The 22,193-nt window shown below is 36.4% G+C and carries 18 protein-coding genes; 13 read left to right on the top strand and 5 right to left on the bottom strand.

Going from position 1 to position 22,193, the window contains the following annotated elements:
* Window positions 1-8: 8 nt before the first annotated feature.
* Window positions 9-1,613: an FMN-binding glutamate synthase family protein gene (locus I215_RS04160; RefSeq protein ID WP_008990705.1), complete on the bottom strand. Its 1,605-nt coding sequence runs from the start codon at window positions 1,611-1,613 to the stop codon at window positions 9-11.
* A gap of 498 nt (window positions 1,614-2,111) precedes the next feature.
* Between I215_RS04160 and I215_RS04155 the strand changes: the two genes are divergently transcribed.
* The gene (locus I215_RS04155) at window positions 2,112-4,442 is read left to right on the top strand and encodes an ATP-dependent helicase (RefSeq protein ID WP_008990704.1); all 2,331 of its coding nucleotides are present in this window, start codon (window positions 2,112-2,114) and stop codon (window positions 4,440-4,442) included.
* 23 nt (window positions 4,443-4,465) lie between these two features.
* Here the strand turns inward: I215_RS04155 and smpB are convergent, their stop codons facing one another.
* On the bottom strand, window positions 4,466-4,927 hold the full coding sequence (gene smpB / locus I215_RS04150) for an SsrA-binding protein SmpB (protein ID WP_008990703.1): 462 nt from the start codon (window positions 4,925-4,927) through the stop codon (window positions 4,466-4,468).
* A 768-nt stretch (window positions 4,928-5,695) separates the two neighbouring features.
* On the opposite strand from smpB, the gene I215_RS04145 reads away from it, so the two are divergent.
* From I215_RS04145 to corA, 11 genes are all read left to right on the top strand, one after another.
* Complete coding sequence (locus I215_RS04145) at window positions 5,696-7,849, top strand: T9SS type B sorting domain-containing protein (RefSeq protein WP_008990702.1); 2,154 nt, start codon at window positions 5,696-5,698, stop codon at window positions 7,847-7,849.
* 137 nt (window positions 7,850-7,986) lie between these two features.
* Window positions 7,987-9,822, top strand: a complete 1,836-nt coding sequence (locus I215_RS04140; RefSeq protein ID WP_008990701.1) for a PorP/SprF family type IX secretion system membrane protein — start codon at window positions 7,987-7,989, stop codon at window positions 9,820-9,822.
* Window positions 9,823-10,322: 500 nt separating this feature from the next.
* Window positions 10,323-11,186 carry an ATP phosphoribosyltransferase gene (hisG, locus tag I215_RS04135; protein ID WP_008990700.1) on the top strand — a complete coding sequence of 288 codons (864 nt, stop codon included), beginning with the start codon at window positions 10,323-10,325 and terminating at the stop codon, window positions 11,184-11,186.
* 28 nt (window positions 11,187-11,214) lie between these two features.
* Window positions 11,215-12,498, top strand: coding sequence for a histidinol dehydrogenase (gene hisD / locus I215_RS04130; protein ID WP_008990699.1), 1,284 nt, complete (start codon window positions 11,215-11,217; stop codon window positions 12,496-12,498).
* A 33-nt stretch (window positions 12,499-12,531) separates the two neighbouring features.
* Entirely contained in the window at window positions 12,532-13,578 is a 1,047-nt protein-coding gene (gene hisC, locus I215_RS04125; RefSeq protein ID WP_008990698.1) for a histidinol-phosphate transaminase, read from the top strand.
* Entirely contained in the window at window positions 13,578-14,714 is a 1,137-nt protein-coding gene (gene hisB, locus I215_RS04120; RefSeq protein WP_008990697.1) for a bifunctional histidinol-phosphatase/imidazoleglycerol-phosphate dehydratase HisB, read from the top strand. The genes hisC and hisB overlap by 1 nt, the downstream gene beginning before the upstream one ends.
* A 127-nt stretch (window positions 14,715-14,841) precedes the next feature.
* Entirely contained in the window at window positions 14,842-15,426 is a 585-nt protein-coding gene (hisH, locus tag I215_RS04115) for an imidazole glycerol phosphate synthase subunit HisH (RefSeq protein WP_008990696.1), read from the top strand.
* Between the two features lie 77 nt (window positions 15,427-15,503).
* Window positions 15,504-16,232 carry a 1-(5-phosphoribosyl)-5-[(5-phosphoribosylamino)methylideneamino]imidazole-4-carboxamide isomerase gene (gene hisA / locus I215_RS04110; protein ID WP_008990695.1) on the top strand — a complete coding sequence of 243 codons (729 nt, stop codon included), beginning with the start codon at window positions 15,504-15,506 and terminating at the stop codon, window positions 16,230-16,232.
* Window positions 16,226-16,984, top strand: coding sequence for an imidazole glycerol phosphate synthase subunit HisF (gene hisF, locus I215_RS04105; RefSeq protein ID WP_008990694.1), 759 nt, complete (start codon window positions 16,226-16,228; stop codon window positions 16,982-16,984). The genes hisA and hisF overlap by 7 nt, the downstream gene beginning before the upstream one ends.
* 19 nt (window positions 16,985-17,003) lie before the next feature.
* Window positions 17,004-17,603, top strand: coding sequence for a bifunctional phosphoribosyl-AMP cyclohydrolase/phosphoribosyl-ATP diphosphatase HisIE (hisIE, locus tag I215_RS04100; RefSeq protein WP_156800194.1), 600 nt, complete (start codon window positions 17,004-17,006; stop codon window positions 17,601-17,603).
* Between the two features lie 61 nt (window positions 17,604-17,664).
* Window positions 17,665-18,732, top strand: a complete 1,068-nt coding sequence (corA, locus tag I215_RS04095; protein ID WP_008990692.1) for a magnesium/cobalt transporter CorA — start codon at window positions 17,665-17,667, stop codon at window positions 18,730-18,732.
* Between the two features lie 16 nt (window positions 18,733-18,748).
* On the opposite strand, the gene I215_RS04090 is transcribed toward corA, so the two are convergent.
* The 3 genes from I215_RS04090 to epsC all read right to left on the bottom strand — a co-directional run bounded on the left by I215_RS04090 (window position 18,749) and on the right by epsC (window position 21,402).
* The gene (locus I215_RS04090; protein ID WP_008990691.1) at window positions 18,749-19,585 is read right to left on the bottom strand and encodes a sulfite exporter TauE/SafE family protein; all 837 of its coding nucleotides are present in this window, start codon (window positions 19,583-19,585) and stop codon (window positions 18,749-18,751) included.
* 148 nt (window positions 19,586-19,733) lie between these two features.
* The gene (cysM, locus tag I215_RS04085; RefSeq protein ID WP_008990690.1) at window positions 19,734-20,621 is read right to left on the bottom strand and encodes a cysteine synthase CysM; all 888 of its coding nucleotides are present in this window, start codon (window positions 20,619-20,621) and stop codon (window positions 19,734-19,736) included.
* Window positions 20,614-21,402 carry a serine O-acetyltransferase EpsC gene (epsC, locus tag I215_RS04080; protein ID WP_008990689.1) on the bottom strand — a complete coding sequence of 263 codons (789 nt, stop codon included), beginning with the start codon at window positions 21,400-21,402 and terminating at the stop codon, window positions 20,614-20,616. Before epsC ends, cysM begins: the two co-directional genes overlap by 8 nt.
* Window positions 21,403-21,498: 96 nt before the next feature.
* Between epsC and I215_RS04075 the strand changes: the two genes are divergently transcribed.
* The gene (locus tag I215_RS04075) at window positions 21,499-22,176 is read left to right on the top strand and encodes a DUF2461 domain-containing protein (protein WP_008990688.1); all 678 of its coding nucleotides are present in this window, start codon (window positions 21,499-21,501) and stop codon (window positions 22,174-22,176) included.
* Window positions 22,177-22,193: the final 17 nt, after the last annotated feature.

Genomic DNA, 22,193 nt, shown 5'->3' with positions numbered 1-22,193 from the left:
GGGAATAATTAATATCGTACTTGTTTGTCTTTGAATTTAGCCAAGGCTCCTTTAGTGGTATATTGTCCGCCTAGGTGTGGACATTTTAAGGCTGTTTCCACCCCATCAAATGGCACAATTACCTTATTGTATCCATATACATTGGCTAAAGGTTGTGTAAGCATTTTATCACCTAAATTGATATCTACATCTTCCATAGTAAGCTGAGCAGGATGTTCATATCCACAGGCATGTGTGATTTCAATGAGCTCTTTCTTGAAGTTTTTAAAATAATAACTCACGCGTTCAGCCTTGTCTTCTATATTAATCCCATTCTGAAGCCATTTCTTTTGAGTGGCTACACCACTTGGACAATTATTGGTATGACATATCTTAGCTTGGATACAGCCAATACTCATCATAGCTTCTCTAGCCACGTTTATTAAATCTGCGCCCATAGCAAACGCCATAGCTGCTTTTGATGGGAAACCTAACTTACCACTCCCAATAAAGACGATACGCTCTGTAAGTCCTTCGTCTTTAAAGATGCGATAGACATCACTAAAGGAATAAATCCAAGGTAGTGATACGTGATCGGCAAAACTTGGTGGTGCAGCTCCAGTACCTCCTTCACCACCATCAATTGTTATAAAGTCAGGACCTTTATTTGTGGACTTCATAATGCTTGCCAGTTCTTTCCATTGATCGAGCTTACCTATTGCCGCTTTAATTCCGACAGGTAACCCAGTTTTATCCGCAATGCGCTCCACTAAATCAACCAATTCATCCAAGGTTTTAAATGCCGTGTGGTAGGCAGGTGACAACACATCTTTGCCAATAGGGACGTGCCTGATTTCTGCAATTTCCTTGGTAATCTTAGAACCTGGTAATACTCCACCTTTTCCAGGTTTTGCACCCTGAGAAAGTTTGATCTCAATAGCGCGTATCTGAGGGTTCTGATGAACTAAGCTTATTAACTTATCAATTTCAAATTCGCCATCGTCATTTCTTACACCGAAATATCCTGTCCCAATATGAAAAACGATATCTGCTCCTTTTTTATGATAAGGTGATAAACCACCTTCCCCAGTGTTGTGATAAGCATGTGAGAGGGAACACCCGATGTTTAAAGATTCGATCGCTCGAGCCGATAATGACCCAAAACTCATTGCAGAAACATTAATTATAGATGCAGGCCTGTAAGGTCTTTTACGCTTATTGTAAGCACCCATTACTTTAGCACATGGCAAAAAGTAAGGATCTAGCATATTGGGATGATCTCCTTTTATGCGGTATGGAATCATTGCATTATTAATAAAAACATAGTGAGCCTGATGAATATCTCTATCGGTTCCAAAACCTTCGTAGTTGTTTTGATTCTTAGCAGAGGCGTAAATCCATCCTCTTTCTATACGGTTAAAAGGAAGTTCTTCTCTGTTATTGGCTACGATATACTGACGTAATTCAGGACCAATACTTTCTAATAAATACCTTAAGTGCCCCACTACTGGGAAGTTGTGCATAATGGTATGAGTCCGATTAAAGAAAATATCTCTTATGGCAATAAGAGCAAGGACGATTAGTATCCAGGCCCACCAAGGAATTGTACTTAAGAATTCTAAAATTGATTCCATATTTATCAAACTATAGTTTACTTATTTCTTTTAGATGACCACTGTAAATTTACTTTATTAACCATGCAGTTTGAGATGTTTATAAACCCTAATTTCTATGCAGCAGACCGCTTTTTCCGAATTTAATGGTTTTCCTTTCAAAAAGAAATTGAATCGGTATATATTTTTTGGGAGGAAGAAAAAATTCGGTGTCTTTGCCTTAATTTGAGTTTTGTATAACGGGTATCAAACAGCATAAAAAGTGAATTAATTACGGGATAAAATTAGTAATTAATTTGATGGTATTCCAATTATAACCGTCAATTATTTTATATGAAATAACTTCTTGAAATGCAGTGTCTTGTATAGGTTTAAAGATTAAAAAAGATTCAGAGGTGGATTTAAGAGCTCATTACAATTCAAGAAGCGGTTCATTGAAAATTGACAAATTCAAAAGTTAGCTGTATTTTTGAAATGACTTTTAAGCATTAAGGTCAAATACTAAAACTCACAGATCGATTGGAAAATTATTTAGCAGAATTGAATGATGCGCAGCGAGCGCCAGTATTGCATAAGGATGGAGCGTTAATGGTAATTGCGGGAGCTGGTTCGGGAAAGACACGAGTGCTTACCTATAGAATTGCTTATCTCATGCATAAAGGAGTAGATCCTTTTAATATTCTTGCCTTAACCTTTACTAACAAGGCGGCTCGTGAGATGAAGACTAGAATCGCAAGTATCGTAGGAAGTAGTGAGGCAAAGAATCTCTGGATGGGAACCTTTCACTCTGTCTTTGCAAAAATTTTGCGATTTGAAGCAGACAAATTGGGTTATCCTAATAATTTTACCATATATGATACTCAAGATTCGCAACGTCTTATAAATGCCATTATTAAAGAAATGGGGTTGGATAAAGACGTCTATAAATACAAACAGGTACAGAGTAGAATTTCCTCTTATAAGAATAGTTTGATTACCGTCAAAGCATATTTCAACAATCCAGAATTAATGGAAGCAGATGCGATGGCAAAAAAGCCTCGTTTAGGAGAGATTTATAATGAGTACTGTGAACGTTGTTTTAAAGCTGGGGCTATGGATTTTGATGATCTTTTGCTTAAAACCAATGAACTTTTAAATCGATTTCCTGAGGTATTAATGAAGTACCAAGAACGATTTAAATATATATTAGTGGATGAGTACCAGGATACCAACCATTCACAGTATTTGATCGTTAAAGCGTTATCGGATAGATATCAAAATATTTGTGTAGTTGGAGATGATGCTCAGAGCATCTACGCCTTTAGAGGAGCAAATATTAATAACATTCTCAATTTTCAAAAGGATTATGACGATGTGGCGATGTACCGACTAGAACAGAACTATCGGTCTACCCGTAATATTGTTCATGCAGCAAACTCTGTAATTGAAAAAAACAAAAGCCGTCTAGAGAAAGTCGTTTGGACAGACAATGAGGATGGAAATCTAATTAAAGTACACCGCTCTCCAACTGATGGTGAAGAGGGTCGATTTGTGGCTTCAACTATTTTTGAGACCAAAATGCAGCATCAAATCCACGAAGGAGAGTTTGCCGTATTGTACAGGACAAACTCTCAATCAAGGGCTATTGAGGACGCACTTAGACGTAAAGATATTCCATATAGAATTTACGGCGGTTTATCCTTTTATCAACGTAAAGAAATTAAAGATGTACTGGCGTATTTAAGGCTGATACTCAACCCTAAGGACGAAGAAGCTTTAATACGTGTAATTAATTTTCCTTCTCGCGGAATTGGTCAAACCACTGTGGAGAAGCTAACTGTAGCTGCGAATCATTATAAACGTTCCATTTTTGAGGTAATGGAAAACCTCGATAAAATTGATTTAAAAATCAACTCAGGCACCAAAAGGCGATTGGATGATTTTATTACCATGATCAAAAGTTTTCAAGCAACTTCAGGATCTTTGGATGCCTTCGAGTTAACTGCTCAGGTGATTAAAAATACCGGGTTATTTCAATTATTCAAAAAGGACGGGACACCTGAGGGCGTTACCCGTATGGAAAATGTGGAAGAGCTTCTCAATGGTATCCAAGATTTTGTTGACGGTCAAAAAGAACTCGCAGATGCCACGGGTTCTATTTCAGAATTTATGGAAGATGTGGCCTTAGTGACAGATCTCGATAAGGACACAGGGGATGATGATCGTGTAGCACTTATGACCATACATTTGGCTAAGGGATTAGAGTTTCCTTATGTATTTATCGTTGGATTAGAGGAGGATCTGTTCCCATCTGCCATGAGTATGAATACCAGAAGTGAATTGGAGGAGGAGCGAAGATTGTTTTATGTAGCCTTAACTCGCGCAGAAAAACAAGCTTACCTAACCTATGCTGAAAGCAGGTATCGATGGGGGAAGCTTATTGATGCGGAGCCCAGTAGGTTTATAGAAGAAATAGATGATAAATATTTAGAATACTTAACGCCTCCAGTAGATGGTAGTTATCGCTACAAACCTTTAATGGATACAGATATTTTTGAAGATGTGGATAAGAGTAAACTACGTCTTAATAAACCTGTTGCTTCAACACCACCATCACATCATAAACCCTCAGAGGAGAAGCTTCGGAAGCTTCGTAAACTTAAACCAGACCTAGGAAAACCTTCCTCATTATCTAATTTATTTGATTCCGATATGAATGTTGGAACCATAGTTTCACATACACGTTTTGGTAGAGGTGAGGTATTAAAAATCGAAGGGGCTGGAAATGATAAGAAAGCTGAAATAAGGTTTGAAAAAGGTGGGATAAAGAAATTGCTGTTGCGTTTCGCAAAGCTGGATATCATAAGTTAGATGAAAAAGGGTGACAATATCTTTTAGTTGTTAAAAGACTTTTTAACACGATCAAGGTTTCGTTTGTTATCCCGATCTTTGATCGTTTCTCTTTTGTCGTATAACTTTTTACCTTTTGCCAAGGCAATTTCCATTTTAGCTAAACCACGGTCATTGACATAAAGTCTTAGAGGTACAATTGTTAGACCAGAGACCTTTACTTCTTTATGCCACTTTTTGAGCTCTCGTTTGTTGAGTAGTAATTTGCGTTCGCTTTTTGGACGATGATTAAAATGAGTTGCATGGGAGTATTCTTCCACTGTCATATTGATAACAAATAGTTCACCTTTATCATTAAATTCACAGAAACTCTCTGCAATAGATGCACGTCCTAAACGAATAGATTTTATTTCCGTTCCAGAGAGTACGATCCCAGCCTTATAGGTATCGAGAATTTCGTATTCAAAGCGAGCTCTTTTGTTCTTTATGTTGATATGCTGATTCATCGGGGACAAATGTAAAAAAAGTTTTACGATTCTAATGACCAACATTGATGAATTAAATTGGAATATGGTCTGTGTTCTTAATTGTGTTAGAATTAAGTTATCAATTGCAAAATAAATCAAGCTAAGGATGTGCTTGACTGTATTATTTTCAATGATCAAAATTATGGGTTGTCATCCTTGATTAATTGTGAACCAGGTAATGGATAAATCAGATGATAGTGTAAGGTGAAAGTGTGATACATTGGTACGAAAATAAGTTTAAACCCATATATTCTACTTGGAAAATGATATGGTTTTATTTATAATGAATCCCGTGGTGATGTCATCGATTGGCTGTTTTTAATTAGTTTCTCTATCTTTAGCAACACAACAGGCTCCCCTTTAAGGATACTTCTTCGGTTTTACCGCGGCGTAAACTCTAGATAAAGGAATCAGAATCTTTATCGTAGTTACTTCAATACTTTTCACCTTTTATGCTAATTCAATTATGCTGATTTGAGAGATATTCAAATCTAAAACTTTACTTGCATCGTTGTGAGTAGACTAACTTGCCTACAATCAACTTATTGCATCTGTTTTACATGCTATGCGTTGTGTTTTACTGGATTAAACTCCCAGACGAGATGTGCATTTCATCGAAAATATCGGTTTTTAAACGAGTATTATTTTTTTATTTATATATTTGATATATGAAAAATCAATAAATTTTATTGGTTTTGATTGTTAGAGTAACATTTTTAAGAAGTCCCATTTTTAAATTAACTACTTATGAAAACCATATCTACACTTTTGAATGTTTTGTTTCTGTTTGTTGTTGCAATTAGCTTCTCTCAGAGATTGGATGCACCAGAATTAGGTTTTGATTATGCCTGTGTCTCAGAGGGGTATAATAGTTTTCAAGCTACTATTTCTTTTGATGAGAAACCATTTAAGGCTGATAATGTGTTTTATGTAGAGTTATCGGATCAATTTGGTTTATTTAATGACCCTACCGTGCTTGAGGTTGTAAAGGATCAAAACTTTTCGTTTGAGTTTCAAAGCACCTTTGCTTTTCCAAACTCAGTAGCAGGTGAAGGTTATAAAATTAGAGTAAGAAGTACTTCTCCAAAGATGGTAAGCGAGGGTTCAGCAGTATTCGATGCCTATTTAATTAATAATCAAGAATTAATTCTTAATAATTATAAAGATGTAAATCTTTGTGGTTCTGGGACAACCACAATTGCATTAAACGTTGATATAGCGCAGGAATATGTTTGGTTTAAGGATGGTGAACTATTCAAGTTAACTCAAGAAAATACCCTTGCAATTTCAGAGCCAGGAGAATATTATGTTGAGCCATACTATGGTAATTGTACAGGAAGTAATTATTCCAATCTAGTTGTAGCTAAAACAGCAGAGGAATTCACAGTAGCTATTACTTCTGAAAAAGATGCACAAGACTGTAGTGCTACAAAGGTGACCTTGAGGGCTTCGGTAGATAATGAGAATTACAACTATTCCTGGTTTAAAAACGATACTAAAATAGAAGGTTTAACTGGTTATTTCCCTTCCATTGTGCTGGATTATAACAACCACAATATCGGTGCTTACCATGTAGTTGTAACCAAACAAGGAGGATGTGAAGCCGTTTCTAATTCTTATAGTTTTAATCAAAATAAAGGAGCTGTGGTAGAGGTAACCTCTCCTCTTAATGCAGTGATTATAGGAGATCACCTTGCTACTTTATCTATAAAAACGGATTCAAATGCAGGAGAAATCACCTGGTATAAAGACGGGCAGCTATTAAAAGACGGCTACAATAGCAATACCTTAGAGGTGGCTGATCAGGGTGATTACTATGCTATGGTTGGTGATGTGAATCAGTGTGGTGGGGCAACCAAATCTCAAACATTTAAAATATACGAACCAATATCCTATAATATTCAAATTGAAGCTTCAAAAGACTATGAGCCTTGTTTGACAACAGAGGCTAGATTGTCATTAAAATCCGTAAAAGGGTTATTGAGTAATGGGGATGTCATTACTGTGGCTAAGGAATTTTACCCTAATTTTCAATTTAAGTGGACAAAAGACGAATCACTTGTTTCTAATGGTGCTGAGTTAAATATTGATTATACTGATAACGGAAACTATACGCTTGCATTAGATTATAAAGGCAAAGTTTATAATTCCAATACTCTTGAGATGATAATGGGCTTGCCTTCAATGGTGTTAAGTGTAGAAAAGGAATTTACATGCCAATCCTCTAAAGGGATTTTAAGTGTTGATACCGATCTTAAAGGAGCCGTGTATAATTGGTATAAGAATGGAAAATTAATTGCTAGTAATGATATTAATAGCTTATCTGTTACAAAGGATGGCGAATATAAAGTAGAGGTGAGTTATGCTGGATGTAGTCTTACAACTGCTTCGGTTTCTTTAAAAAGAGATACCACAGATTTGATAGCTATTTATCCTGGAGAATCTGCAACGATTGGTCCTGAGGGAATAATTCAGACTAATGCGACAGGTGGTAATTCTTATACATGGTTTTCGGATCAAGGAGAGGTTTTGAGCGATGTGTCTACTTTGAATATCACCCAGACTGGAGTGTACACCCTAATTGCTATAACTGGATCATGTACTGTTGAAAAAACCATAACTGTTGATGCTAACATGGTTGAAAATATCCCTAATGTTGTAAGCCCTAATAACGATACCGTTAATGATAAATGGACCTTGCCACAAAAATTTATCAACGATCCAGAGACTGAAGTAGTTATATGTGATGCTTATGGTGCAACAGTTTTAAAAACAACTTCTTACGATAATAGTTGGCCGAGTTCTACTTCTCAATTTACCTCGCAAACACCGGTTTACTACTACTTTATTAACAAAAATGGTAAGAATCTGAAAAAAGGTTCCATTACTTTAGTAAATTAATTTGATTATATTAGCAGCAATGATAACTGTGACGTTCGTTGTTGTCATAGGACGGACACAGTGCTATGTATTAAAATACGCAAGGACTATAAGGAGTTTTTGCGTATTTTGAACTTAAACCCAAATGAGTTCAGTTTATGAAAAGATACCTACTAAATGTAGCCATGCTATTGGTTTGCTATGCTGCTATTTCTCAAGTCGAAAACAAAAGCACTATTGTTGATTGGCGACAACACAACTTGACCCAATACAATAAATTTCTTGTAAACCCCACCTATAGCACCGTTCGAAATAATCACAGGGCTGTAAGTTTTTGGAGTAGAATTCAGTGGACAGGTGTGGAGAATTCACCACAAACATATATGTTGAGTTATGCTGGTAAAGTTGGTGAGAACTCGGGTGCTGGTTTGGGGCTATATCAACAGAGTCTCGGGCTTTTAGTGGATTCAGGACTTTTGGTCAACTACTCCTATAATGTACAGATAGCCCAAGAAGTATCTTTAGCCTTTGGGGTTAATACAACATTATTTAGACGGGGCCTTGATAAAAACACCGCAAATGCTGCTGACCCTGATCCGGCTGTTCTTGACAACAAGGATGACTTCTTACTTGTTTTTATGCCAGGATTAAATGTATCGATAAAGAACTTTGATATAGGGGTCTATGCAGAAAATCTTTTTGATTACAATTTTAATGACTCCAATACTCTGACCGATTTCTCGAAGAAAATTTTTTCAGGACAGTTGGGCTATACCAAAGAGTTAGAATATGCCAATGGTATGTTTTTGGATGCGAGGTGGCGCACAATGGTCTATGGTAAATCCTTACCGAGTGAAGACTTTCAGTATGGGCTTAATACCATGATTGATCTACCTTATACAGGTTGGATGCAGGTTGGTTATAATAATGCATTTGGAATCTCTGGAGGTATTGGTGTAAAGGTAGGAGAGGGTATTAGTATAGGTATCGTTTATGAAAATGGAACCTCGAAAACTAACAAAGCCTTTGGAAGCACCTATGAGGCTATCGCTACTATTGAATTAGGGCCTCGAGAGCGACGCAAGAACATAATAGATACCGATGGACGCGCAACGGTATCAAAAAATGTTGATCAGTCAAACTTTGTAAACTCTGAAGATATCAGCCGAAGCAGAGTGAATACTGTAAATGAAGAAACCCAAGAAGATGAACAGCAAAGCACTTTAACAGACTTTGATCCACAGGAGGACCAAACCAATAAATATGCAGTTTATGCCTCTAAGGACCAAGACAAAGAATCAACTCAAGCATCTGAAAAATCAACTATTAAAGAAGATCAAACGAGCTCTTATGCCTTAATTGGTCCTGATCAAAGTGAAAACAAAAGTAATAAAGAAGAGAAAAACCAAAACACTAACCTAGGTTCTGAGGATAAAAAATCGGAGATTGCTGCAGTAGATAAAACTGCAATAACTAATACTGACGAGGATATTCAGGCAGAAAATCAGGCCAGTTTGCAAAAGGGATCTGAGGATATTAGCACCGATCAATTAGCAAAAGTTACTGAACAAACTGGAAACCCTCAAGAAATCAGCGCAAATGAAATGGCTGAAATTGAGGCCGCTTACCAGGAGTTCTTAAAGAAAAGCGATTCTATAGCTGCTGGATATTCTCCTAGAGAAATTGATAGCACAGCGGTAACTGCTGAAATTTTTGGAACCCAGAGTAGTTATAAAACCTTAAAAGCCGTGCACGGCGTGGATAAGGGTTTTTATTTAGTCCTTAATGTATTTTCAGTGAAGCATTATTTTGAAAAATTTACAGCTGATCTTAGAGAGAGAGGGTTTGAACCGAAATTCTTTATAAATCCAGAGAACAATTATTACTATGTTTATTTATATAAAGCAGATCGTTATATCGCCATTAAGAATCTTCAGCGAAATAATGTGAATAACACCTATTTTGAAGACAAATGGGTGTTGTGGGTTAAGTAGGTTGTAATATAAAAATCTAGTGGATGGTCTAGCAAAATATCATTTTTTAGTGTGATATTGTAGGTAAACATCCAAAAATTTCAGATTGAAAAGTGGAAGTAATCATGCAATTATATTCATTAAACAGCAAAGAAGTTCATGATTGAAATGTTAATTGATCACTGTGCTATGAATATAAAACGTTATCTAAACAAATAAAAGGCTTTATAGTGGTACTTTTGATTACAAAATATAACTTTATACCTTAAATTCGATATATTTATTTTTTTTAGAAAAAAACTCGAAATAATATTTGGATTCCAGTTTTTTATTGACTTAAATTTGTAGTGTTAAACAAAACGACATGAAGCTTTATAATGTACATCATCATTTTTACACTGGCACTCAGGCGAGGTAAAGATGTTATGTATATTATTCAACATATGTTAACCCGCTTGAGTCAATTCAAGCGGGTTTTTTTATGCAGTAACCAATACTAATTTTCGAAGGTTTTATAAACTATGGAAGAAAGAAAAATTAAAATCGCCATTCAGAAATCAGGTAGACTCAATGAGGATTCTTTAAAAATACTTAAGGATTGTGGAATTTCTGTCGATAATGGAAGGGATCAATTAAAAGCACTCGCTAGAAACTTCCCAATGGAAGTGTTGTATTTAAGAAATGGAGATATCCCACAATATCTTAGAGATGGTGTGGTGGATTTAGCAATCGTAGGGGAGAACCTATTATTTGAAAAAGGATCAGATCTACAGGTGATAGAAAAACTTGGTTTTTCAAAGTGTAAAGTTTCCTTGGCTATTCCAAAAGGCCAGACTTATAATTCCATTCAAGATTTAGAAGGTAAAAGAATAGCCACCTCATATCCAAATACGGTAAAAGAATTTTTACAACGAGAAAATATCAATGCAGATTTGCATATTATTAATGGTTCAGTAGAGATTGCACCCAATATTGGCTTAGCAGATGCAATTGTGGATATTGTTTCAAGCGGTAGTACCTTGTTTAAGAACAACCTCAAGGAGGTGACCACCCTTATGAGGAGTGAGGCTGTATTAGTGGCGTCTCCTGAAATCCCCCAAGAGATAAATGCTTTAGTAGAGAAACTAAAATTTAGAATTCAATCAGTTTTAAATGCTAGAGAGTCTAAGTATGTTCTTTTGAATGCTCCCAATGATAAGATTGATGATATAATAGCTCTATTACCTGGAATGCGAAGCCCGACAGTGCTGCCATTAGCTCAAAAAGGATGGAGTTCCATACACACCGTTATTCACAAAGATCGCTTTTGGGAAGTAATCGATGAGCTAAGAGCTAAGGGTGCTGAAGGAATTCTAGTGAGTCCAATTGAAAAATTGGTAGTCTAAGTTTAAAAAAAATGAATATTCTAAAATAATGCAAAAGATAGATAATCCAGAGAGAGAAAATTGGGATAAAATAGTCAAAAGACCAACCGTTCAGATTGATGATGTTGAGAGTACTGTTACCGAGGTGTTTAATGAGGTGAGGAGTAAAGGGGATATAGCATTAGGTAAATACACGAGTTTATTTGATGGCGTTCAACTAGATGAAATTCAAGTAGGAGATTCGGAAATCCAACAAGCTAATAATGTGGTGGGTGATTCTCTAAAAGAGGCTATTGATATAGCAAAAAATAACATTCTAGCATTTCATAGTGCTCAAAAGACTGAAAGAGTCGAGGTTCAAACTACCCCAGGGGTAACTTGCTGGCAGGAAAAACGACCTATTGAAAAGGTTGGTTTGTATATTCCAGGTGGAACCGCACCGCTATTTTCGACTATATTAATGTTGGCTATTCCAGCGCAACTAGCTGGTTGTAAAGAAGTAATATTATGTACCCCACCCGATAAACAAGGAGCGGTCAATCCCACTATATTGTACACTGCATCTTTATGTGGGGTTAAAAAGATTTTTAAAGTCGGAGGAATTCAGGCTATAGCTGCAATGACCTTTGGGACGCAGACCGTCCCTTCTGTATACAAAATATTTGGACCAGGTAATCAGTTCGTGACAGTAGCCAAACAATACGCTACTCGTTATAATGTTGCCATCGACATGCCAGCAGGACCATCTGAACTGCTAGTAGTTGCGGATCAGAGTTCAAATCCTGAATATATAGCTTCAGATTTACTCTCTCAAGCAGAACACGGTGTGGATAGTCAAGTCATCTTAGTGAGTACTGATTCAAATACTATAGATAAGGTACAACAAGCCATTGAAAAACAATTGGAAGATCTGCCACGAAAGGCTATTGCAAGCAAGGCTATTGAAAACTCTCGATTCATTTACTTTGACAACCATGAATCAGCCTTAGAGTTTATAAATACCTATGGCCCTGAACATTTCATTATTGCAAGTTCAAATGAGCAGTTTTACAGTGATGGTGTTTGTAATGCTGGATCAGTATTCATTGGAAAATACACCCCTGAGTCTGCAGGAGACTATGCATCAGGAACCAATCATACACTTCCTACTAATGGTTATGCAAAGCAGTATAGTGGTGTGAATTTGGATAGTTTCTTAAAAAGCATCACTTTTCAGAAGATATCTCAGCAAGGAATTAAAAACATTGGTAACGCAATTGAATTAATGGCGGAGGCAGAGGGTCTTTTTGCACATAAAAATGCAGTGAGTATTCGATTAAAGGATATAAATTAACCCGCTAAGATAAATCTGATCAATACAATTTTCATGACAACAACTTTTAATTTAGAGCAGTTAGTACGGAAAAATGTACTAAAATTAACCCCATATTCATCAGCTAGAGATGAATTTACAGGATTTAAAAATTCTATGATTTTTCTGGATGCCAATGAGAATCCCTTCGAAAATGGGGTGAATCGTTATCCTGACCCTCAACAACGTACCGTTAAAGATGTGTTGGCCATACAAAAAGGTGTTTTGGATTCTCAAATATTACTTGGAAATGGTAGTGATGAGGTGTTGGATTTAATATTCCGAGTATTTTGCGAGCCTAAAGTAGACAATATTATTACTCTCCCTCCCACTTATGGAATGTACAAAGTGCTAGCTGAGATTAACGATATTGAAAATAGAGAGGTTCTGTTGACTGAGGATTTTAAGCTCAATACAAATGCTATTTTAGAGCGCATCGATTCCAATACAAAATTATTATTTATATGTAGCCCCAATAACCCAACAGGGAACATTTTTAATAGCCAAGCCATTGAAACCTTGCTAAAATCTTTTAATGGTATCGTGGTGATAGATGAGGCCTACATTGATTTTTCTTCGTGTTCAAGTTGGGTGAATAGATTGGAAGAATTCCCAAATTTATTCGTTACCCAGACGCTTTCCAAGGCCTATGGGATGGCAGGAATTCGATTAGGAATTTGTTATGCGAGCAAAGATATTATAGGGATAATAAATAAGGTTAAACCACCTTATAATGTCAATGAACTTACCCAATTAAAAGCCCTGGAAAGGTTAGATAACTTAGAGCTTGTTCGAAGTGAAATATTCTCAATTACAGAAGGAAAGACCAAGCTATTTAAAGCGTTAAATGAACTTTCTTGGATTGAGAAAGTCTACCCTAGTGAGGCAAATTTTTTGTTGTTAAAAGTAGATAATGCCTCGAAGCGTTACGATCAACTTATTCAAAAAGGAATTGTTGTTCGTGATAGGAGTAGTCAACCCTTGTGTCATAATACACTGAGAATTACCATCGGTACTCAGGGGGAGAATATAAAGTTGATTGAAGTTTTAAAAACGATATAATGAAAAAGAAAGTACTTTTTATAGATAGGGACGGAACCCTAATTAAGGAGCCAGAAGATGAGCAAATCGATTCTTTTGATAAATTAGAATTTTACCCAAAAGCATTGCCATATATGGCCAAGATTGCTGCGGAATTGGACTATGAATTAGTCATGGTTACCAATCAAGATGGACTAGGAGGACCAGGGTTTTCAGAGGAAGATTTCTGGCCCGTCCAGCATTTTATCGTCAAAACCTTTGCAAATGAAGGGGTGGATTTTGAAAAAGTTGTTATCGATAAAACTTTTGCTAAAGATAATGCGCCAACACGAAAGCCGAATACAGGGCTTCTAACCCAGTATTTTTCTCCCGTTTATGATCTTGAGAATTCATTTGTAATTGGAGATCGCTTAACTGATGTGGAATTAGCTAAAAACCTTGGATCTAAAGGGATTTTCATCAATGACCAGCGCTATTTAGGAGCGGACGAGATATCGGTTAAAAGATCGGATTTAGAGTCTCATATTGCTCTAGAAACTAATGACTGGAAACAGATATATCAATTCTTGAAATTAAGTAACCGAGTTGCTGAAATTACCCGTAAGACTAATGAAACAGATATCTACATAAAGGTAAATTTGGACGGCACGGGGAAGAGTGATATTGCTACTGGCATTGCATTTTTTGATCATATGCTAGATCAAATTGCTCGTCATGGACAATTGGATCTGACCATAAATGTAAATGGTGATCTTGAAGTTGATGAACATCATACTATCGAAGATACCGCTATAGCTCTAGGGGAGGTGTTTAGTAAAGCCTTAGGGGATAAGCTCGGAATGGAGCGTTATGGATTCTATCTGCCTATGGATGATAGTTTAGCGCAAGTAGCTATTGATTTTGGAGGAAGAAACTGGTTGGTTTGGGATGCTGAATTTAAACGTGAAATGATTGGTAAAATGCCCACCGAGATGTTTTATCACTTTTTCAAATCATTTTCTGACGGTGCCAAAGCTAATTTAAACATTAAAGCAACCGGTGATAATGAGCATCATAAAATAGAGGCTATTTTCAAAGCACTGGCCAAATCAATTAAAGCAGCTGTAAAAAGAGATGTTGAAAAAATGCTTTTACCATCTACTAAAGGGATGGTTTAATTAATATATCTTAAATATCTGGAATTAAATAAATTAAAAATTAAAATAGAATATAGTCTCATAGTGAAATTTAATAAATTATGCTTGATTTCATGTTCTATTTAGACGGTACGAATTATATCAGAGAATGAAAGTAAGTATTATAAACTATGGTGCAGGAAATATCCAAAGTGTAAAATTTGCCTTAGAACGAATGGGCGCACAGGCTATTTTAACCAATAATGTTGATGAAATCACCCAAGCTGATCGAGTAATATTTCCAGGTGTCGGAGAGGCAAGTAGTGCAATGGACAAGCTCCGAGATACAGGGTTAGACAAACTTATCCCTAACTTACAACAACCCGTTCTAGGAATTTGTCTGGGGATGCAACTCATGTGTAACAGTTCTGAAGAAGGAAATGCTCGTGGCCTGTCCATATTTGATGTAGATGTTGTTCGATTTAGCAATAAGGTGAAAGTACCGCAAATAGGGTGGAACCAAATCACAGATCTCAGTGGTAGTTTACTAAAAGATATTGAGGAAGGTGAATATATGTATTTAGTTCATAGTTATTACGCGCCTTTATGCAAAGATACCATAGCAAGTAGCACTTATGATGTAAAGTACTCAACTGCCTTGAATAGAGACAACTTTTATGGAGTTCAGTTTCATCCTGAGAAGAGTAGCGTTATGGGTCAGAAAATTTTAAATAATTTTCTAAAGTTAACATAGCTAACCGATTAGAGATTCAACTATAGAGGTGTTTTGATAAAAACAATTAATAATTGTAGAGATAAAAAAGTTGATTTATGAGAATTATACCAGCAATTGATATTATAGATGGAAAATGTGTGCGTTTATCTAAAGGGGATTACAACACCAAAAAGGTGTATAATGAAAATCCTTTGGAGGTGGCTAAATCTTTCGAGGGGCATGGAATTGAGCATTTGCATTTGGTTGATCTAGATGGCGCTAAAAGTAGTCACATAGTAAACTATAAAGTTTTAAATACTATTGCTACTAAAACAAATTTAAAGATTGATTTCGGAGGAGGATTAAAAACAGATCAAGACCTAAAAATAGCCTTTGAAAATGGGGCAAACCAGATCACTGGTGGTAGTATCGCTGTAAAGAATCCGGATGTATTTCAGCAATGGATTCAGCACTACGGAAGTGAAAAGATTATATTAGGTGCAGACGCGGATCAAGAGAAAATTGCGATCTCAGGGTGGCAAGAAGCCTCCAATGAAGCGCTCCTTCCTTTTATCGCATCGTATCTTAACAAGGGGATTCAGTATGTGATTTGTACCGATATCAGTAAGGATGGTATGTTACAAGGCCCTTCGTTTGACCTATATAAAAAAATCATTGATCAATCGCCGGAGATCAAATTAATAGCCTCTGGAGGGATTTCTACCTTTGATGAATTGCCTAAACTTGCTGAATTGGGCTGTGAAGGAACCATCATTGGAAAGGCTATATACGAGAATAAAATTAGTTTAAAACAACTTGAAAATTATATAATAAAGGGATGTTGACCAAAAGAATAATACCCTGTTTAGATATTAAAAACGGTAGGACCGTAAAAGGTGTTAACTTTGTGGGACTACGGGATGCAGGAGATCCAATTGCTCTAGCAAAACTATATGCAGAGAACGGAGCGGATGAACTTGTTTTTTTAGACATATCGGCTACAGAAGAAAGACGTAAAACCTTGACAGACTTAGTGATTGGTGTGGCACAAAATGTCAATATACCCTTCACAGTTGGTGGAGGCATATCCTCGGTAGAGGATGTAGATACGCTATTACAATGTGGCGCTGATAAGGTGTCCGTAAATTCCTCAGCGGTTAAGAATCCTGATTTAATTAATCAGTTGTCGGCGAAATTTGGCAGTCAATGCGTAGTGGTTGCCATAGATGCTAAGCAAATTGATGGACAATGGAAAGTTCACTTGGTAGGTGGTAAGGTGCCTACTGAGCTCGATTTGTTTGATTGGGCAAAAGAAGTCGAACAACGAGGAGCTGGTGAAATTCTTTTCACCTCGATGGATCATGATGGTACCAAAGACGGTTTTGCTAACCAGGCTTTGGCTAGGCTTTCCGAGGAATTAAATATCGCTGTGATAGCCTCAGGAGGAGCTGGTAAAGCGGACCATTTTGTGGATGCTTTTAAAAAAGGAAAAGCAGATGCCGCATTAGCTGCTAGTGTATTTCATTTTAAGGAAATTGAAATTATCGCATTAAAGGAATTGTTGAAATCTCAAGGGATTCCCGTGCGTTTAAAATAATTTAATGGGTAAAAGGAACATGGAAAAAATAGATTTTGATAAAAATAGTGATGGACTTGTCCCAGCAATAATACAGGACTACAATACGAAAAATGTCCTTATGCTTGGTTATATGAACCAAGAGGCTTACCAAAATACCATCGAAACGAAAAAAGTTACATTTTACAGCCGTAGTAAAGAAAGGTTGTGGACAAAAGGGGAGGAGAGCGGTAACTTTTTGAATTTGGTTGATATCAAATTGGACTGTGATAATGACACTTTACTGGTGTATGTTCATCCAGTAGGCCCTGTTTGTCACAAGGGAACTGATAGTTGTTGGGGTGAGGCGAATGAATTAAAATTAGGTTTTCTAAGTGACTTAGAAGATATCATTAGCAATAGGTTGAATGATAAGGAGAACCAGCAAAGTTATGTAGCTTCATTATTTAGAAGTGGTATTAATAAAGTTGCTCAAAAAGTAGGAGAAGAGGCTGTTGAGACCGTAATAGAAGCCTTAGACTCCAATGATGACCTATTCTTGAATGAAAGTGCTGATTTATTATTTCACTATCTAATTTTACTTCAAGCAAAGGGATACACTCTTAAAGATATAATAGAGGTATTAAAGGGTAGACACTAAGAAATTTTTTATATTTAGGTGAAATTTACACCTATGTGTGAAAAATAAGTAACTATAGCTCTTGAGATCACCTGCCAAACATAGGCGACCAAAACACACCCTTGGAAATGCACCTGGTACGATCAAGTACATGGGTAATCGTGAGGGTGACGCTCAGTATATTAGTGTTACAGATTACAAGGAGAATTACATCAATGTTCAAGAGTTTACATCTATTGAGAAGGTGTTTACATATCGAGATACCGATACCGTTTCTTTAATCGATATCCAAGGGTTGAACAAGGAAAAGGAAATCGAAAAGTTAGGAAAGTACTTTCAAATAAACCCACTAGTACTTGAGGATTTGGTCAATACCAATCAGCGACCAAAAGTAGATGAGTATGAAGATTATATCTTTTGTGTTCTAAAGTCTGTGTCCTTGAGTGCCTCCAACAAGGTGATTACTGAGCATGTGGCGATTATTTTATTTAAAAATTCTGTTCTGCTTTTTCAGGAGGTTGAAAATACTGTCTTTGATGGCGTGAGACGCCGCATTTCAAGTGAACATGGTAGAATTCGATATAAGGAATGTGATTATTTATATTTTGCTTTAATTGATGCTATTATAGATCAGTACTTTGTAGTCTTAGAAGATATTACTGATCGCATTGAGTATCTTGAAGATCAACTCTATAATCATCCATCCTCTGGGATTGTAAATGAGATTCAAAATATTAGAAAAGAAATCATCGATCTAAGAAAAAATGTATTACCAGTTCGTGAAATCAGTGCTAGACTGGTCAATACTGAACACAAGCTCATAGGAGATGATACCAAGTTGTTTTTGGGTGATGTTCACGATCACAGTGTTCAAATACATGAAACCCTCGAGATGCTTCGTGAGATGAGTATGAGTTTAATGGAGATGTATATGAGTACCGTTACCATCAAAATGAATGAGATAATGAAAGTTCTAACTATTATGACTAGTATCTTTATTCCCTTGACATTTATTACTGGGATCTATGGCATGAATTTTCACCAAATACCTGGCCTGCAATCTGAATTTGGGTTTTATATTGTTTTGGGTCTAATGTTCTTTATTTTGATCCTGTTGCTAGTCTATTTTAAAACTAAACGCTGGATTTAGTTATGAGTTGCAACTTTTAGGGCTTTATAATGAAGTTTGACATCATGACCAGTCCTGCTAAAACCAGTCCCATTCCAATTAGTTTTTCAAGGGTTTTATTATTAATACTTAGGTTAAGACGTTGCCCTCCTAAAGCACCTGCTGCGAACCCTAACATTATTGGCCAGGCAGATTCCATATGTATATGATCTAGTGCGTAGTGACTAATACTTCCAGTTGTACTTGTAATAACAATCATAAATAGAGCAGTGGCAGTGGCAATTTTAGCTGGCATGCGGAATACCTTTAACATAATAGGAGTCTTTAAAAATCCTCCTCCAATTCCAAACAACCCAGCTAAGGTTCCAGCCATCAAACCAAAAATTAACACCATCCAAGCGCTAAATCTATAAGCTACGTGGTTTAGATGATTTCTAATGATATAACGTGGTCTTAGGGTGTTTAAAGTATAGAAAAATCCTTGATCCTTTTTGTTTTTTTTACCCTGTTTTATAAAAAATGAAAAACCAAGTAAAAGCACTAATATGGCAAAAATAATTTCCAAATGTTTGGCAGAGATATAAGAAAGTAGCAATACCCCTAAAAACACGCCAAATATTGTTGGAAGTTCTAATAAGACTCCCATTTTAAAATCAACATAACCCTCCTTTCTATTTAGAAAAGTAGAAATCAGTGAGGAAGGCAGCAATGAAATCATGACAGAACCAACCGCCGTGGTTAAAGGATAGCTAAAAATCGTAATCAAAATAGGTACCATAAATATTCCACCACCAAAACCGACTACTGATCCAAATAAACTAATTGTAAAACTAATCAGTATAAGGATTAAGGTAATGATAATTTCGGTTTCCATTTTACGATGCCTAATTTTTGTCTTTAGGTCGTAAAAATAATCATTTGGCAGATTAGGATATCTATCTAGTAAATAGGCTAATTGCCTTTAAAAAACAAGCTTATCGTTTTTATGATTTAAATAAATATGTATTGATCAAACTCAGTGCTTAATCATACAAATCTGAGGATAAATAACGATCGCCTCGATCACATATGATCACAACGACCACACCTTCATCAAGCGTTTTAATAAGTTTTAAAGCCGCTGCCACTGCACCACCACTACTCATTCCAGCAAACACGCCTTCTTTTCGAGCGAGTTCTCTAGCGGTTTGTCTAGCTTCTAGTTCACTAACCTCAATTACTTTATCTACCTTTTCTTTATCAAAAATCTTAGGCAGATACTGCTCTGGCCATTTTCGAATCCCTGGTATCTTGGAGTTGTCAGTGGGCTGTACCCCTATAATTTGAACATCTTTATTTTGTTCCTTTAAATAAGTAGAACATCCCATAATAGTACCAGTAGTACCCATGGAGGAAACAAAGTGAGTTACTTGCCTATCGGTGTCATTCCAAATCTCAGGCCCTGTGGTCATGTAGTGTGCCTTCCAGTTGTCAGAATTCCCAAATTGATTTAACATCACATACCCATGATCTTTAACCTTGCTCTCTGCATAATCTCGTGCACCTTCAATTCCTACATCAGCAGGGGTTAAGGTGACTAAAGCACCATAGGCTCTCATGGTCTGAACTCGTTCTTTGGTAGAGTTTTCCGGCATAACCAGCTCTAGATCCAATTCAAATAAGCTAGCTATCATCGCTAATGCAATTCCAGTATTTCCACTGGTAGCTTCAATTATTTTGGTTTCTTTTGTAATTTCACCACGATCCATGGCGCTTTTTATCATGTAGAATGCTGGCCTATCTTTTACACTGCCCCCTGGATTATTACCTTCTAGTTTAAATAACAGTTGGACTTTTGGATTGGTATTAAGATTTTTTGAGGCTACAATCGGAGTGTTTCCGATCCGATCTAATATACTATAACTATTCATTGATTGCAGACTTTATTTTAATATCTGGAGTATGGGTAACTATGGAATTTGGTGCGATGGATTTGGTTAGCCAGACGTTTCCGCCAATAGTACTATTCTCACCAATAACGGTCTTACCTCCCAAAATGGTTGCATTAGCATAAATAGTTACATTATTCTCAATGGTAGGATGTCTTTTAACGTTTTTTAAATTCTTAGCCACATGGAGGGCACCTAGGGTAACCCCTTGATAGATTCTCACAAAATCTTTGATATGTGCCGTTTCTCCTATTACAATCCCTGTAGCGTGATCAATAAAAAATGACTTCCCTATAGTTGCTCCTGGATTGATGTCTACTCCCGTTAGCCGATGAGCATACTCTGTCATTAGCCTTGGAACCATTGGAAAACCTGCCTTATGCAATTCATGAGCAAGGCGATAAATCGCAATGGCATAGAATCCGGGATAACACAGGTAAACCTCTTCCTTTGAGATAGCTGCTGGATCATCTTCAAGAAATGTCTCCGCATCTAAATTCAAAAGCTCCAATATCCTTGGTAGGCTACCAATATAGTCGTCCCAAACACTGGAACATGTCTTACTAACATTCCAACATGCTAAGTCCACCAATTCTTCAAAGATCCTCTGAAGTTCAACCATATTCTCCTCTACAGGAGTTTCAGCATCGAATAAGGTATAAAAAAGTAAATCTGTGAACTCTTCCGCTCGTTCTTTCAATCTAAACTTAAGATTCGGATGTTGCTTGTGTTGTATTATCTGCTGAGCAATTGTTTTTCCCATTCCATTTTTATTTATTCAAATTTATGATAAATCCGCTGATTTGATGAGTGTTTTTGTAACTTTACCAGTTAAATTATTTACAAATATATCCGTCGGATGGAAGAAGCTCGCATTTCAAAATCAACACTGAATTTTTTAAAATCTTTAAAACAAAATAATAATAGGGAATGGTTTGAGAAGCATAAACCAGAATTTAAGGTCGAACAGGCTCTTATCAAACCTTTTTTTAACCAAGTGATGTTGAAGCTGCAACACCATGATGAAATTACCGATTTAAAGGTTTTTAGAATCTATAGAGATGTGCGGTTTTCTCACGACAAAACACCCTATAAAAATCATTTCGCTTGTAGTTACAAACGTGCTAAACCTGCCTTAAGAGGAGGTTATTACTTACATATCGAGCCTGGAAATTCGTTTTTGGCTTGTGGGTTTTGGTCACCTGAGAAAAATGATATCAAAAGAATCCGTAAAGAATTTGAAGTGGACGGCTCAGAAGTTCGACAGATCATAAACCATACTGATTTTAAACAGCATTTTGGCCACTTAAAAGGAGAAGAACTCAAAACTGCCCCGCGAGGATTTGATAAGACGCATCCTGATATTGACCTGATCCGAAAAAAGCAGTGGATCGTCACAAAAGAATTTACAGACAGTCAGGTTATAGCTAAGAATTTCTCGACTGAAGTAGACAATGCCTTTCGGGCAATCCGTCCGTTTTTCGATTATATGAGCGATGTACTAACAACGGATTTAAATGGAGAGTCCTTGCTTTAATGCAACACTATCATAAA

The sequence above is a fragment of the Galbibacter marinus genome, from assembly GCF_000300875.1.
GTDB classification, from domain to species: Bacteria; Bacteroidota; Bacteroidia; order Flavobacteriales; family Flavobacteriaceae; genus Galbibacter; species Galbibacter marinus.
Note: the sequence above shows the minus strand (reverse complement) of the source record. Positions and strands in the feature narration are given on the sequence as shown.

Bases quoted from the DNA above. Each gene is read 5' to 3' on its own strand.
- I215_RS04160 (WP_008990705.1), bottom strand. From the start codon at position 1,613: ATGGAATCAATTTTAGAATTCTTAAGTACAATTCCTTGGTGGGCCTGG.
- smpB (WP_008990703.1), bottom strand. From the start codon at position 4,927: ATGAATCAGCATATCAACATAAAGAACAAAAGAGCTCGCTTTGAATAC.
- I215_RS04145 (WP_008990702.1), top strand. From the start codon at position 5,696: ATGAAAACCATATCTACACTTTTGAATGTTTTGTTTCTGTTTGTTGTT.
- I215_RS04140 (WP_008990701.1), top strand. From the start codon at position 7,987: ATGAAAAGATACCTACTAAATGTAGCCATGCTATTGGTTTGCTATGCT.
- hisG (WP_008990700.1), top strand. From the start codon at position 10,323: ATGGAAGAAAGAAAAATTAAAATCGCCATTCAGAAATCAGGTAGACTC.
- hisD (WP_008990699.1), top strand. From the start codon at position 11,215: ATGCAAAAGATAGATAATCCAGAGAGAGAAAATTGGGATAAAATAGTC.
- hisC (WP_008990698.1), top strand. From the start codon at position 12,532: ATGACAACAACTTTTAATTTAGAGCAGTTAGTACGGAAAAATGTACTA.
- hisB (WP_008990697.1), top strand. From the start codon at position 13,578: ATGAAAAAGAAAGTACTTTTTATAGATAGGGACGGAACCCTAATTAAG.
- hisH (WP_008990696.1), top strand. From the start codon at position 14,842: ATGAAAGTAAGTATTATAAACTATGGTGCAGGAAATATCCAAAGTGTA.
- hisA (WP_008990695.1), top strand. From the start codon at position 15,504: ATGAGAATTATACCAGCAATTGATATTATAGATGGAAAATGTGTGCGT.
- hisF (WP_008990694.1), top strand. From the start codon at position 16,226: ATGTTGACCAAAAGAATAATACCCTGTTTAGATATTAAAAACGGTAGG.
- hisIE (WP_156800194.1), top strand. From the start codon at position 17,004: ATGGAAAAAATAGATTTTGATAAAAATAGTGATGGACTTGTCCCAGCA.
- I215_RS04090 (WP_008990691.1), bottom strand. From the start codon at position 19,585: ATGGAAACCGAAATTATCATTACCTTAATCCTTATACTGATTAGTTTT.
- cysM (WP_008990690.1), bottom strand. From the start codon at position 20,621: ATGAATAGTTATAGTATATTAGATCGGATCGGAAACACTCCGATTGTA.
- epsC (WP_008990689.1), bottom strand. From the start codon at position 21,402: ATGGGAAAAACAATTGCTCAGCAGATAATACAACACAAGCAACATCCG.
- I215_RS04075 (WP_008990688.1), top strand. From the start codon at position 21,499: ATGGAAGAAGCTCGCATTTCAAAATCAACACTGAATTTTTTAAAATCT.